At 74.3% G+C, this 13923-nt stretch carries 11 protein-coding genes; all 11 read left to right on the plus strand.

Annotated elements, in window-relative coordinates; genetic code table 11:
* The first annotated feature begins 12 nt into the window (after window positions 1–12).
* The 11 genes from carA (at window position 13) to C5N14_RS26095 (ending at window position 13830) form a co-directional block, all read left to right on the plus strand.
* Window positions 13–1173, plus strand: a complete 1161-nt coding sequence (gene carA / locus C5N14_RS26045) for a glutamine-hydrolyzing carbamoyl-phosphate synthase small subunit (protein ID WP_117671654.1) — start codon at window positions 13–15, stop codon at window positions 1171–1173.
* Window positions 1166–4513, plus strand: coding sequence for a carbamoyl-phosphate synthase large subunit (gene carB, locus C5N14_RS26050; RefSeq protein WP_117671656.1), 3348 nt, complete (start codon window positions 1166–1168; stop codon window positions 4511–4513). Before carA ends, carB begins: the two co-directional genes overlap by 8 nt.
* Window positions 4514–4631: 118 nt before the next feature.
* Entirely contained in the window at window positions 4632–5675 is a 1044-nt protein-coding gene (locus tag C5N14_RS26055) for a quinone-dependent dihydroorotate dehydrogenase (RefSeq protein WP_117671658.1), read from the plus strand.
* 52 nt (window positions 5676–5727) lie between these two features.
* Window positions 5728–7002: an adenosylmethionine--8-amino-7-oxononanoate transaminase gene (locus tag C5N14_RS26060; RefSeq protein WP_117671660.1), complete on the plus strand. Its 1275-nt coding sequence runs from the start codon at window positions 5728–5730 to the stop codon at window positions 7000–7002.
* Window positions 7003–7130: 128 nt separating this feature from the next.
* On the plus strand, window positions 7131–7967 hold the full coding sequence (gene pyrF, locus C5N14_RS26065; RefSeq protein WP_117671662.1) for an orotidine-5'-phosphate decarboxylase: 837 nt from the start codon (window positions 7131–7133) through the stop codon (window positions 7965–7967).
* Between the two features lie 179 nt (window positions 7968–8146).
* Window positions 8147–8464: an integration host factor, actinobacterial type gene (gene mihF, locus C5N14_RS26070; RefSeq protein ID WP_007075824.1), complete on the plus strand. Its 318-nt coding sequence runs from the start codon at window positions 8147–8149 to the stop codon at window positions 8462–8464.
* Window positions 8465–8514: 50 nt separating this feature from the next.
* Window positions 8515–9048: a guanylate kinase gene (locus C5N14_RS26075; RefSeq protein WP_117671664.1), complete on the plus strand. Its 534-nt coding sequence runs from the start codon at window positions 8515–8517 to the stop codon at window positions 9046–9048.
* A 45-nt stretch (window positions 9049–9093) separates the two neighbouring features.
* On the plus strand, window positions 9094–9357 hold the full coding sequence (gene rpoZ / locus C5N14_RS26080) for a DNA-directed RNA polymerase subunit omega (RefSeq protein ID WP_007075826.1): 264 nt from the start codon (window positions 9094–9096) through the stop codon (window positions 9355–9357).
* A 15-nt stretch (window positions 9358–9372) separates the two neighbouring features.
* Complete coding sequence (gene coaBC / locus C5N14_RS26085; protein ID WP_117671666.1) at window positions 9373–10584, plus strand: bifunctional phosphopantothenoylcysteine decarboxylase/phosphopantothenate--cysteine ligase CoaBC; 1212 nt, start codon at window positions 9373–9375, stop codon at window positions 10582–10584.
* 82 nt (window positions 10585–10666) lie between these two features.
* The gene (gene metK, locus C5N14_RS26090; RefSeq protein WP_117671667.1) at window positions 10667–11860 is read left to right on the plus strand and encodes a methionine adenosyltransferase; all 1194 of its coding nucleotides are present in this window, start codon (window positions 10667–10669) and stop codon (window positions 11858–11860) included.
* Window positions 11861–11919: 59 nt separating this feature from the next.
* On the plus strand, window positions 11920–13830 hold the full coding sequence (locus C5N14_RS26095) for a primosomal protein N' (protein ID WP_243640036.1): 1911 nt from the start codon (window positions 11920–11922) through the stop codon (window positions 13828–13830).
* Window positions 13831–13923 lie beyond the last annotated feature (93 nt).

Raw genomic sequence — 13923 nt, forward strand, 5'->3', positions numbered from 1 at the left:
AGGAAGTGCAGCATGAGAAGGCGTCCCGCGATTCTCGTCCTTGAGGACGGGCGCACGTTCCACGGCGAGGCGTACGGCAGCGTCGGGGAGACCTTCGGCGAGGCGGTCTTCAACACCGGCATGACCGGTTACCAGGAGACCCTGACCGACCCGTCCTACCACCGGCAGGTGGTGGTGCAGACCGCGCCGCACATCGGCAACACCGGCGTCAACGGCGAGGACGACGAGTCCGGCCGGATCTGGGTCGCCGGGTACGTGGTCCGTGACCCGGCCCGGATCGGCTCGAACTGGCGGGCCACCGGCGGGCTGGAGGACCGGCTCGCCGCCGAGGGCGTGGTCGGCATCGGCGGGGTGGACACCCGGGCGCTGACCCGGCACCTGCGCGAGCGCGGCGCGATGCGGGTCGGCATCTCCAGCGTCGACGACGACCCGCGCGCCCTGCTGGCCCGGGTCCGCCAGGCGCCGCAGATGGTCGGCGCGGACCTGTCCGCCGAGGTGACCACGGCGCAGCCGTACGTGGTCGAGGCCGAGGGCGCGCACCGGTTCACGGTGGCGGCGCTGGACCTCGGCATCAAGCGCAACGTGCCGCGCCGGCTCGCCGCGCGCGGGGTCACCACCCACGTGCTGCCCGCCTCGTCGGGCATCGACGACCTGCTCGCCACGGGCGCGGACGCGGTGTTCCTCTCGCCCGGCCCGGGCGACCCGGCCACCGCCGACGGCCCGGTCGGGCTCGCCCGGGAGGCGCTGCGCCGGCGGATCCCGCTGTTCGGCATCTGCTTCGGTAGCCAGATCCTCGGCCGGGCGCTGGGCTTCGGCACCTACAAGCTCGGCTACGGCCACCGCGGCATAAACCAGCCGGTGCTCGACCGGGTCACCGGCAAGGTCGAGGTGACCAGCCACAACCACGGCTTCGCCGTGCGGGTGCCGGGCGCGGACCAGGGGGCGGTCGTCCCCGACCAGGTGATCGAGACCGAGTTCGGCGGCGTCCAGGTGTCGCACGTCTGCCTCAATGACAACGTGGTCGAGGGGCTGCGGGCGAAGGACGTGCCCGCCTTCACCGTCCAGTACCACCCCGAGGCGGCGGCCGGCCCGCACGACGCGGACTACCTCTTCGACCGCTTCGCCGAGCTCATCGAGGGCCGGACCCACAGCGAGGGGCGCACGAATGCCTAAGCGGACCGATCTCAAGCACATCCTGGTGATCGGCTCCGGGCCGATCGTCATCGGGCAGGCCTGCGAGTTCGACTACTCCGGCACCCAGGCGTGCCGGGTGCTGCGCAGCGAGGGGATCCGGGTCAGCCTGGTCAACTCCAACCCGGCGACCATCATGACCGACCCGGAGTTCGCCGACGCCACGTACGTCGAGCCGATCACCCCGGAGTTCGTCGAGCTGGTCATCGCCAGGGAACGCCCCGACGCCCTGCTGCCCACCCTGGGCGGGCAGACCGCGCTGAACACGGCGGTCGCGCTGCACTCCGCCGGCGTGCTGGACAAGTACGGCGTCGAGCTGATCGGCGCCAACATCGACGCCATCAACCGGGGCGAGGACCGACAGCTGTTCAAGGACATCGTCGCCAAGGCCGGCGCCCGGATCGGCGTCGCCGACCCGACGGGCCTGGTGCCGCGTTCCCGGGTCTGCCACTCCATGGCCGAGGTCGAGGCCACCGCCGCCGAGCTGGGCCTGCCGGTGGTGATCCGGCCCTCGTTCACCATGGGTGGCCTGGGCTCCGGCATGGCGCACACCGACGCCGACCTGGCCCGGATCGCCGGGGCGGGGCTGGCCGCCAGCCCGGTGCACGAGGTGCTCATCGAGGAGAGCGTGCTCGGCTGGAAGGAGTACGAGCTGGAGCTGATGCGCGACCGCCACGACAACGTGGTGGTGGTCTGCTCGATCGAGAACGTCGACCCGATGGGCGTGCACACCGGCGACAGCGTCACCGTGGCCCCGGCGATGACGCTGACCGACCGGGAGTACCAGCGCCTGCGCGACCTGGGCATCGCCGTGCTGCGTGAGGTCGGGGTGGACACCGGCGGCTGCAACATCCAGTTCGCGGTCAACCCGGCCGACGGGCGGATCGTCGTGATCGAGATGAACCCCCGGGTGTCCCGCTCCTCGGCGCTGGCGTCGAAGGCCACCGGCTTCCCGATCGCGAAGATCGCCGCGAAGCTGGCCATCGGCTACACCCTCGACGAGATCCCCAACGACATCACCCTCAAGACCCCGGCGGCGTTCGAGCCGACCCTGGACTACGTGGTGGTGAAGATCCCCCGGTTCGCGTTCGAGAAGTTCCCCGGCGCGGACCCGGAGCTGACCACCACCATGAAGTCGGTGGGCGAGGCGATGAGCCTCGGGCGCAACTTCACCGAGGCGCTGAACAAGGCGATGCGCTCGATGGAGACGAAGGCGGCCGGGTTCTGGACCCAGCCCGACCCGCGGGGGGCGACGAAGGAGGACACCCTCGCCGCGCTGGGCGTCCCGCACGACGGACGGCTGTACACCGTCGAGCGGGCGCTGCGCCTCGGCGCGTCGATCGCCGAGGTTGCCGAGGCGTCCGGCGGGATGGACCCGTGGTTCCTGGACCAGATCGCCGCGCTGGTGGAGCTGCGGGCGGAGATCGTGGACGCCCCGGTGCTCGACGCCGACCTGCTGCGCCGGGCCAAGCGGGCCGGGCTGTCCGACCGGCAGCTCGCCGCGCTGCGCCCCGAGCTGGCGGCCGAGGACGGGGTGCGCACGCTGCGGCACCGTCTCGGCGTCCGGCCGGTCTACAAGACGGTGGACACCTGCGCCGCCGAGTTCGAGGCGACCACCCCGTACCACTACTCGACCTATGACCAGGAGACGGAGGTCGCGCCGTCGGACCGGCCCAAGGTGCTCATCCTGGGCTCCGGGCCGAACCGGATCGGCCAGGGCATCGAGTTCGACTACTCGTGCGTGCACGCGGTGATGGCACTCCGGGCGGTGGGCTACGAGACGGTGATGGTCAACTGCAACCCGGAGACCGTCTCCACCGACTACGACACCGCCGACCGGCTCTACTTCGAGCCGCTGACCTTCGAGGACGTCCTGGAGGTGTGGTACGCCGAGGACTCGTCCGGGAAGGCGGCCGGCGGGCCGGGCGTGGTCGGCGTCATCGTGCAGCTCGGCGGGCAGACCCCGCTGGGCCTGGCGCGGCGGCTGAAGAACGCTGGCGTGCCGGTGGTCGGCACCTCGCCGGAGTCGATCCACCTGGCCGAGGAGCGCGGCGCGTTCGGGTCGGTGCTGGCCCGGGCCGGGCTGCGCGCCCCCGCGCACGGCATGGCCACCTCGTACGAGGAGGCCAAGGCGATCGCCGAGGAGATCGGCTACCCGGTGCTGGTCCGCCCGTCGTACGTGCTGGGCGGGCGGGGCATGGAGATCGTCTACGACGACCCGACACTGCGCGACTACATCGGCCGGGCCACCGACATCTCCCCGGACCACCCGGTGCTGGTGGACCGGTTCCTCGACGACGCCATCGAGATCGACGTGGACGCGCTCTGCGACGCCGACGGCGAGGTGTACCTCGGCGGGGTGATGGAGCACATCGAGGAGGCCGGCATCCACTCCGGCGACTCGTCCTGCGCGCTGCCGCCGATCACCCTGGCCGGCTCGCACCTGGCGCAGGTGCGCCGGTACACCGAGGCGATCGCCAGGGGCGTGGGCGTGCGTGGCCTGCTCAACGTCCAGTACGCGCTCAAGGACGACGTGCTGTACGTGCTGGAGGCCAACCCGCGGGCGTCCCGGACGGTCCCGTTCGTGTCCAAGGCCACGGCGGTGCCGCTGGCCAAGGCGGCGGCCCGGATCGCCCTCGGCGCCACCATCGCCGAGCTGCGCGCCGAGGGGCTGCTCCCGCCGACGGGCGACGGCGGGACGATGCCGGCCGACGCGCCGATCGCGGTGAAGGAGGCGGTGCTGCCGTTCAAGCGGTTCCGCACCCCGTCGGGCAAGGGCATCGACTCGCTGCTCGGCCCGGAGATGAAGTCCACCGGCGAGGTGATGGGCATCGACACCAACTTCGGTCACGCCTTCGCCAAGAGCCAGTCCGCCGCGTACGGGTCGCTGCCGACCGCCGGAAAGATCTTCGTCTCGGTGGCCAACCGGGACAAGCGCGGCATGATCTTCCCGATCAAGCGGCTGGCCGACCTGGGCTTCGAGATCGTCGCCACCACCGGCACCGCCGAGGTGCTGCGCCGGCACGGCATCGCCTGTGAGCAGATCCGCAAGCACTACGAGTCCGGCGCGGGCGAGGACGCGGTCTCGATGATCCTCGGCGGCGACGTGGCCCTGGTGGTCAACACCCCGCAGGGCTCCGGGGCGAGCGCCCGCTCGGACGGCTACGAGATCCGCAGCGCCGCCGTGACGGCCGACATCCCCTGCGTCACCACGGTCCCGGGCGCGGCGGCGGCCGTGATGGGCATCGAGGCCCGCATCCGCGGCGACATGCGCGTGCGCCCCCTCCAGGACCTGCACGCCACCCTCCGAGCCACCCGATGACCCCCACCCCCACCCCCCGCCCGATCGGCGATGATCAAGAGGTTTCGGTCGCCCAGGGGCCCCTGCCCGGACGCAAACTTCTTGATCAACCCGGCGGTGTGGCCCGGGGGAGGGTGCGGTGATCTTCGAGAAGGTGGTGCGGCCCGGGTTGTTCCGGGTAGGGGGCGGGGACGCCGAGGCGGCCCACGAGTGGACGCTGCGGCGGCTGGCCGCCGTGTCGCGGTCGCCGGTGGCGCTGGCCGGGCTGCGGGCCCGGTACGCCGTGCGGGCGCCCCGGACGGTGTTCGGGGTGCGGTTCCCGAACCCGGTGGGGCTGGCCGCCGGGATGGACAAGGACGGGGCGGCGCTGCCGGCCTGGCCGGCGCTGGGCTTCGGCTTCGTGGAGGTCGGCACGGTCACCGCGTACGCCCAGCCGGGCAACCCCCGGCCCCGGCTGTTCCGGCTGCGCGACAGCGAGGCCGTGGTGAACCGGATGGGCTTCAACAACGCCGGCGCGGTGGCGCTGGCGGACCGGCTGGCCGCACTGCCCCGCCCGCTCGGGGTGCCGCTGGGGATCTCGCTGGGCAAGTCCAAGGTGACCCCGCTGGACGAGGCGGTGCAGGACTACCTCGCCTCGTACCGGGCGCTGCGCGGGCACGGCGACTACTTCGCGGTCAACGTCTCCTCGCCGAACACCCCGGGGCTGCGCGCGTTGCAGGACCGGTCCCACCTGGACGCGCTGCTGGCGGCCCTGGTGGGGGAGAAACCGGTGCTGGTCAAGATCGCCCCGGACCTGACCGACCCGGCGATCGCCGAGTTGCTGGAGGTCTGCCTGGCCCGGGGCGCGGCCGGGGTGATCGCCACCAACACGACCCTGGCCCGTGACGGGCTCGCCCCGGCCGACCGGGCGCGGGGCGCGGAGCAGGGGGGGCTGTCCGGGCGCCCGCTGGCTGCCCGCGCCCGGGAGGTGGTCGCCTTCGTCCACCGGGAGACCGGCGGGCGGCTCCCGGTGGTCGGGGTGGGCGGCATCGTCGACGCCGACGACGCCGCCCGGATGTTCGACGCGGGCGCGTCCCTGGTCCAGCTCTACACCGGGTTCATCTACCGGGGCCCGGCCCTCGTCCGGGCCGCCGCCCGGGCCGCCCGCCCGGCCCCCTCGGCGCTCCAGGGCGGCCGGACATGACCGGGGAGCCCCCGACAGCGGCCGGACCCGCCCGGGGCGGGAGGGAACGCCGATGACACCCGAGGACGTCCTCGCCGCCGACCGGGCGCACGTGTGGCACCCGTACGCGCCGCTGCCGCCGGCCACGGCGCCGTACGTGGTGGACAGCGCGCGGGGGGTGCGGCTGCGGCTGGCCGACGGCCGGGAACTGGTGGACGGGATGTCGTCCTGGTGGGCGGCCATCCACGGCTACCGGCACCCGGTGCTGGACGCGGCGGTCACCGACCAGCTCGGCCGGATGAGCCACGTGATGTTCGGCGGGCTGACCCACGAGCCGGCGGTGCGGCTGGCCGGCACGCTGGTCGAGCTGGCCCCGCAGGGGCTGGAGCGGGTCTTCCTGTGCGACTCGGGCTCGGTGAGCGTCGAGGTCGCGGTGAAGATGTGCCTGCAGTACCAGCGGGCCACCGGGCGGCCGGGGCGGCGCCGGCTGGGCACCTGGCGGGGCGGCTACCACGGCGACACGTTCCACCCGATGAGCGTCTGCGACCCCGAGGGCGGCATGCACCATCTCTGGGGCGACGTGCTGCCCCGGCAGGTGTTCGCGCCCGTGCCGCCGGGCGGCTTCGACACCCCGCCCGACCCGGCGTACGTGACGGCGCTGACGGACGCGGTGCAGCGGCACGCCGACGAGTTGGCCGCCGTGATCGTCGAGCCGGTGGTCCAGGGCGCCGGCGGGATGCGCTTCCACCATCCGGAGTACCTGCGGGTGCTGCGCGAGGTGACCCGGGCCCACGGCGTGCTGCTGGTCTTCGACGAGATCGCCACCGGCTTCGGCCGCACCGGGACGATGTTCGCCGCGGAGCACGCCGGGGTGAGCCCCGACGTGCTCTGCGTCGGCAAGGCGCTCACCGGCGGGTACCTGACGCTGGCGGCGGCGCTGTGCACGGCGGAGGTGGCGGAGGGCATCTCCCGCGACGGGGTGCTGGCGCACGGTCCGACGTTCATGGGCAATCCGCTCGCCTGCGCGGTCGCGAACGCCTCCATCGGCCTGCTGCGGGCCGGGGACTGGGCCGCCGAGGTGGCGAGGGTGGGCGCGGGCCTGCGGGCCGGTCTGGAGCCGCTGCGGGGCGCGCCGGGGGTGGCCGACGTGCGGGTGCTCGGCGCGATCGGTGTGGTCCAGCTCGACCACGAGGTGGACCTGGCGAGGGCCACCGCCGCCGCGGTGGAGCAGGGGGTCTGGCTGCGGCCGTTCCGCGACCTGGTCTACACCATGCCGCCGTACGTCACCGGCGACGCCGACGTCGCCCGGATCGCGGCGGGGATCGCCGCCGCGGTGGCGGTCGGCTGACCCGCGCCGCGGGTCCACCGGTCGGGGCGTGGCGGGTCCCGGATCGGTCAGCCGCGTGCCGGTCCCGGCGCGCGGCGGGGCGCGGCGGGCGCCGCCCCCGGGGAGAGGTCGAGAGAGGGAGAGGTCGGATGGAGAGCTTCGGTGCCCGGTTGTACCGGGCGGTGGCGGAGCGTGGGCCGCTGTGCGTGGGCATCGACCCGCATCCGGGGCTGCTGGCGCGGTGGGGCCTGTCGGACGACGTCGACGGGTTGGAGCGCTTCAGCCGCATCGTGGTGGAGGCGCTCGGTGACCGGGTCGCGGTCGTCAAGCCCCAGTCCGCGTTCTTCGAGCGCTTCGGCTCCCGAGGCGTGTCGGTCCTAGAGTCAACTATCCGACAGTTGCGGGATTCCGGCTCGCTCGTTCTGCTTGACGTCAAGCGTGGGGACATCGGATCGACCGTCGCCGCGTACGCCGCCGCGTACCTCGATCCATCCAGCCCGCTGTATGTCGACGCGCTCACGGCGAGCCCCTACCTGGGAGTAGGGTCGCTGGCCCCGATGTTCGAGCTCGCCGCCGCGCACGGGGGCGGGGTGTTCGTCCTGGCGCTGACGTCCAACCCCGAGGGGGCCGCCGTGCAGCGGGCCCGGACCGCCGACGGGCGGACCGTGGCGCAGACGGTGATCGACGAGATTGCGCAGCTCAACCAGGGTGCCGAGCCGCTCGGCAGCTTCGGCCTGGTGGTCGGCGCGACCATCGGTGACACGGGTCACGACCTCTCCGCCGTGCACGGTCCGCTGCTCGCCCCGGGGCTCGGCGCGCAGGGCGCCACGGCGGCCGATCTGCGTACGGTCTTCGGCTCCGGCCTGTCGTCGGTGCTGCCGTCGTACTCCCGCGAGGTGCTGCACGCCGGGCCCGACGTGGCCGCGCTGCGGGCCGCCGCGGACCGGGTCCTGACCGAGTGCCGGGCGGCCCTGAGCGGGGCCTGACTGAGTGAAGGCTCGGTCACTTTGCCGTGGTCGCCGCGCGTCCACGTTGCCGAATGCGCGCGCGACCGCTAGTTTTCCCCGCGCTGGGAACCATGGACCCCTTTGGTTTCCGGCGACTCCACGTTTCACAGAAGCGGCGTGGCGTCCCGCCCGTCGCTATAGGGACCTGAGGAGAACTGGTGCCCCTCCCGTCACTGACCCCCGAGCAGCGCGCAGCCGCGCTCGAAAAGGCTGCGGAGATCCGCAAGGCCCGTGCTGAGCTGAAGGAGCAGCTCAAGCAGGGCAAGACCACCCTCGCCGCCGTTCTCGAGCGGGCCGAGGGCGACGACGTCGTCGGCAAGCTCAAGGTTTCGGCCGTCCTGCAGGCGATGCCGGGCATCGGCAAGATCCGGGCGACCCAGATCATGGAGAAGCTCAAGATCGCCGACAGCCGCCGGCTGCGGGGCCTGGGCGAGCAGCAGCGCAAGGCGCTGCTCGGCGAGTTCGCCGCCAACTGAGCACGGCGGGTTCGCCGTCACCTGACCACGGCAGCGTGTAGAAACGAGCCGTGAGCATGGATGACGAGGCGCGCCCGGCGGCTCGGCTCACCGTCCTGACCGGTCCCTCCGGGGTCGGTGTGGGCAGTGTCGTCGAGCTGTTCCGGGCGCGTTCTCCGTCGGTGTGGACGCCGGTGCCGGCCACCACCCGCCCCCGCCGGGCGGGCGAGCGGGACGGTGTCGACCGGCTGTTCCTCGATCCGGCGGAGTTCGACCGGCTGATCGCCGCCGGTCGGCTGCTGGAGTGGGCCCGGATCGGGCCGTACATTCGCGGCACCCCGGCCGGGCCGGTCCTCGCGCGGCTCGCCGCCGGCCGGCCGGTCCTGCTCCCGCTCGACCTGCGCGGCGCGCTCGCCGTCCGCGGGGCGCGCCCGGAGACCCGGCTGGTCCTGCTCGCCCCGCCCGGTTGGCGGCCCGAGCTGGCCGTCGCGGCCGTGGCCGAGCACGTCGTGGCGCACGACCTGACCGGGCGGGCGGTCGACGAGCTGGTAGGCTTGCTCGGTTCTTCTTTCCCGGCTCCGGCTCAACCGCGTCTGCGTGGTTGAGCGACCCACCGCGTCCGCGCGGTAAAGAGACGCAGAGGTTATTTCGTGGGATCCATCGCCAACCCCGAAGGCATCACCAACCCGCCGATCGACGAGCTCCTCGAGAAGACGACGTCGAAGTACGCCCTGGTGATCTTCGCCGCCAAGCGGGCCCGCCAGGTCAACGCCTACTACAGCCAGCTCGGCGAGGGTCTGCTGGAGTATGTCGGCCCCCTCGTGGAGACCACCCCCCAGGAGAAGCCCCTCTCCATCGCCATGCGCGAGATCAACGCGGGCCTGCTCACCGCCGAGCCCACCGACCAGCCGTAGTCCCGCCGCGCGTCGATGTCCGCCGAGATCGTCCTCGGGGTCGGCGGCGGTGTCGCCGCCTACAAGGCGTGTGAGCTGCTGCGGCTGTTCACCGAGTCGGGCCACCGGGTCCGCGTCGTGCCGACCGCGTCGGCGCTCCGCTTCGTCGGTGCGCCGACCTGGGCCGCCCTGTCCGGCCAGCCGGTCGCCGACGACGTCTGGTCCGACGTGCACGAGGTGCCGCACGTCCGGCTCGGGCAGCGGGCCGACCTGGTCGTGGTCGCCCCCGCCACCGCCGACCTGCTCGCCCGGGCCGCCCACGGCCTCGCCGACGACCTGCTCACCAACACGCTGCTCACGGCCCGGTGCCCGGTGCTGCTCGCCCCGGCGATGCACACCGAGATGTGGGAGAACGCGGCCACCGTGGCCAACGTCGCCACGCTGCGCTCCCGGGGCGTCCGGGTGATCGAGCCCGCCGTCGGCCGGCTCACCGGCGCCGACAGCGGCAAGGGGCGGCTGCCCGACCCGGCCGAGATCTTCGCCGTCGCCAAGCGGGCGCTGGCCCGGGGCGTCGCCGCCCCGGCCGACCTGGCCGGCCGCCACGTGCTGGTGACCGCCGGCGGCACCCGGGAGCCGCTCGACCCGGTCCGGTTCCTGGGCAACCGCTCGTCCGGCAAGCAGGGGTACGCCTTCGCCCGCGCCGCGGTCGCCCGCGGCGCCCGGGTCACCCTGGTCGCCGCCAACGTGACGCTCGCCGACCCGGCCGGGGTCGACCTGGTCCGGGTCGGCACCACCGAGGAACTGCGCGTGGCCACCCTGGAGGCCGCCGCCGGGGCCGACGCGGTGGTGATGGCGGCGGCGCCCGCCGACTTCCGGCCCGCCACCTACTCGGCGGGCAAAATCAAGAAATCGAACGCCGGGCCACCTACGATCGAACTCGTCACGAACCCGGACATCGCCGCCGAGTTGGGCCGGCGCCGCCGACCGGAACAGGTGCTGGTGGTGTTCGCGGCCGAGACCGGCGACGCCGAAGCCAACGGCCGGGCAAAGCTCGCCAGCAAGCGGGCGGATCTCATCGTCATCAACGAGGTCGGCCCGGACAAGGTCTTCGGCGCCGAGACCAACGCGGCGACCGTCATCGGCGCGGACGGCGCGGTGCACACCATGCCCGAGCAGTCCAAGGAGGACCTCGCGGACGGCGTCTGGGACCTCGTGGTGGCGCGGCTGGCCGAGGCGTCCGCATTGTGACGTCGTCCTGACCGATCGAGCGCCGCGTGAGTGTGGGTGACTACACTTCCGCGGAACGACTCTTCACATACTTAGGAGTGCCGTGACACGCCGCCTCTTCACGTCCGAATCGGTCACGGAAGGCCACCCGGACAAGATCGCCGACCAGATCAGCGACGGCATTCTCGACGCACTGCTGGCCCAGGACGCGCACAGTCGCGTGGCCGTCGAGACCCTGATCACCACCGGGCAGGTGCACGTCGCCGGCGAGGTGACGACAAAGGCGTACGCCGACATCCCCACCATCGTCCGGGAGACGATCCTCGAGATCGGGTACGACTCCTCGAAGAAGGGCTTCGACGGGGCCTCCTGCGGCGTCAGCGTGTCCATCGGCGCCCAGTCCCCGGACATCGCGCAGGGCGTGGACAACGCGATGGAGCTGCGCACCGGCTCGTCGGAGAGCGCGCTGGACGCCCAGGGCGCCGGCGACCAGGGCATGATGTTCGGCTTCGCCTGCTCGGAGACGCCCGAGCTGATGCCGCTGCCGATCGCCCTGGCCCACCGGCTGGCCCGCCGGCTGACCGCGGTGCGCAAGGACGGCACGATCCCGTACCTGCGGCCGGACGGCAAGACCCAGGTCACCATCGAGTACGAGGGGCTGCGCCCGGTCCGGCTGAACACGGTCGTCGTGTCCAGCCAGCACGCGGCCGACATCTCGCTGGACAGCCTGCTCACCCCGGACGTGCGCGACCACGTCATCGCCCCGGAGCTGGAGAGCCTCGGCCTCGACACCGACGGCTACCGGCTGCTGGTCAACCCGACCGGGCGGTTCGAGATCGGCGGCCCGATGGGCGACGCCGGCCTGACCGGCCGGAAGATCATCGTCGACACCTACGGCGGGTACGCCCGGCACGGCGGCGGCGCGTTCTCCGGCAAGGATCCGTCCAAGGTGGACCGCTCGGCGGCGTACGCGATGCGCTGGGTGGCCAAGAACGTGGTGGCCGCCGGCCTGGCCGAGCGCTGCGAGGCGCAGGTCGCGTACGCGATCGGCAAGGCCCACCCGGTGAGCCTGTTCATCGAGACGTTCGGCACCGAGACCGTGGCGGTCGCCTCGATCGAGAAGGCCGTGTCCGAGGTCTTCGACCTGCGCCCGGCCGCCATCATCCGGGACCTGAACCTGCTCCGCCCGATCTACCGGCAGACCGCGGCGTACGGCCACTTCGGCCGGGAACTGCCCGACCTGACCTGGGAGAGCACCGACCGGGCCGCCGACCTCAAGTCGGCCGCGGGAGCCTGACCGGCGCCAGGCGCAGCGACCGGCGACCCGCGGACGGGTCGCCGGTCGCTCGCGTCTGCGTGGACGTCCCGCTGGCCCATCTCGACCGCCCCTTCGACTACCTGGTCCCCGCCGAGCTGGCCGAGGCCGCGGCCCCCGGGACCCGGGTGAAGGTGCGCTTCGCCGGCCAGCTCGTCGACGGCTGGCTGCTGGAGCGGGCCGACGACTCCGGGCACACCGGCAAGCTGGCCTACCTGGAGAAGGTCGTCTCGCCGGAGCCCGTGCTGGCCCCCGAGGTCGCCCGGCTGGCCCGGGCCGTCGCCGACCGGTACGCCGGCAACCTCGCCGACGTGCTCCGGCTGGCCGTGCCGCCCCGGCACGCCCGGGTGGAGAAGGAGCCGCACGAGCCCGGGGAGCCGCCGGCCCCGCTGAATCCCCCCGCGGCGGACGGCTGGCGGGCGTACCCGGCCGGGCCGGCGTTCCTGCGCGCCCTGACCGAGGGCCGGCCCGTCCGCGCGGTCTGGTCCGCCCTGCCGGGGGAGGACTGGCCCGCCCGGTACGCCGAGGCGGTCGCCGCCACCGTGGCCGGCGGCCGGGGCGCCGTCGTCGTGGTTCCCGACGCCCGGGACCTCGACCGCCTCGACGCGGCGCTGACCGCCGCGCTCGGCGCCGGCCGGCACGTCGTCCTCGCCGCCGCCGCCGGCCCGGCCCGCCGCTACCGCGCGTTCCTGGCCGCCCGGCGCGGCGACGTGCCCGTCGTGGTCGGCACCCGGGCCGCCATGTTCGCCCCGGTGGCCCGGCTCGGCCTGGTCGCCGTCGTCGACGACGGCGACGACCTGCACGCCGAGCCGCGCGCGCCCTACCCGCACGCCCGCGAGGTGCTGCTCACCCGCGCCCAGCTCGCCGACGCGGCGGCCCTGGTCGGCGGGTACGCGCGCAGCGCCGAGGCGCAACTGCTGGTGGAGACCGGCTGGGCCCGGGAGGTGGTCGCCGACCGGGCCACCGTGCGGGCGCGTACCCCCGCCGTCGCGCCGACCGGCGACGACCCGCAACTGGCCCGCGACCCCGGCGCGGCCACGGCCCGGCTGCCCAGCCTGGCCTGGAGCGCCGCCCGCGACGCGGTCCGCGCCGACGCGCCGGTGCTGGTCCAGGTGCCCCGCCGCGGCTACCTGCCCTCGGTCTCCTGCGCCGAGTGCCGCACCCCGGCGCGTTGCCCGCACTGCGCCGGCCCGCTCGCCCTGCCGTCGGCCGAGGGAATGCCGGCCTGCCGCTGGTGCGGCCGGGTCGCCGCCGCGTACGCCTGCCCGGAGTGCGGGGGACGGCGGCTGCGGGCCGCCGTGACCGGCGCCCGGCGCACCGCCGAGGAACTGGGCCGGGCCTTCCCCGGCGTGCCGGTGCGCACCTCCGGCCGGGAGGAGGTGCTCACCACCGTGCCCGGCGGGGCCGGCCTGGTGGTGGCCACCCCCGGGGCCGAGCCGGTCGCCGAGGGCGGCTACGGCGCGGTGCTGCTGCTCGACTCGTGGGCCCTGCTCACCCGGGCCGACCTGCGGGCCGGCGAGGAGGCACTGCGTCGCTGGCTGGCCGCCGCCGCGCTGGCCCGGCCCGCCGCGGCCGGCGGCCGGGTGGTGGTGGTCGCCGACGGCGCCCTCGCCCCGGTGCAGGCGCTGCTGCGCTGGGACGCCGCCTGGTTCGCCGCCCGGGAGCTGGCCGAGCGCCGCGAGCTGGGCTTCCCCCCGGCGGTGCGGATGGCCAGCGTCACCGGCCCGGCCGACGCGGTGGCCGACCTGCTGGCCGAGGCCCGGCTGCCCGGGGAGGCCGAGCTGCTCGGCCCGGTTCCCGCCGACGGCGACCGGGAACGGATGCTGGTCCGGGTGCCCCGGGCCCGGGCGGCGGCCCTGGCCGGGGCGCTGCACTCGGCCGCCGGGGTCCGCGCCGCCCGCAAGGCGGCCGATCCGGTGCGCCTCCAGGTCGACCCGCTGAGCCTGTTCTGAGCGTCGTCACGATCCGTGCTGGCGGGTGCGTGATAGCATCGCCCGTCATGCCCGGGCGCACGGATCGCGCGACAATGGCGGGAGCGCGTCGAG

The organism is Micromonospora sp. MW-13 (genome assembly GCF_003434305.1).
Taxonomy (GTDB): Bacteria; Actinomycetota; Actinomycetes; order Mycobacteriales; family Micromonosporaceae; genus Micromonospora.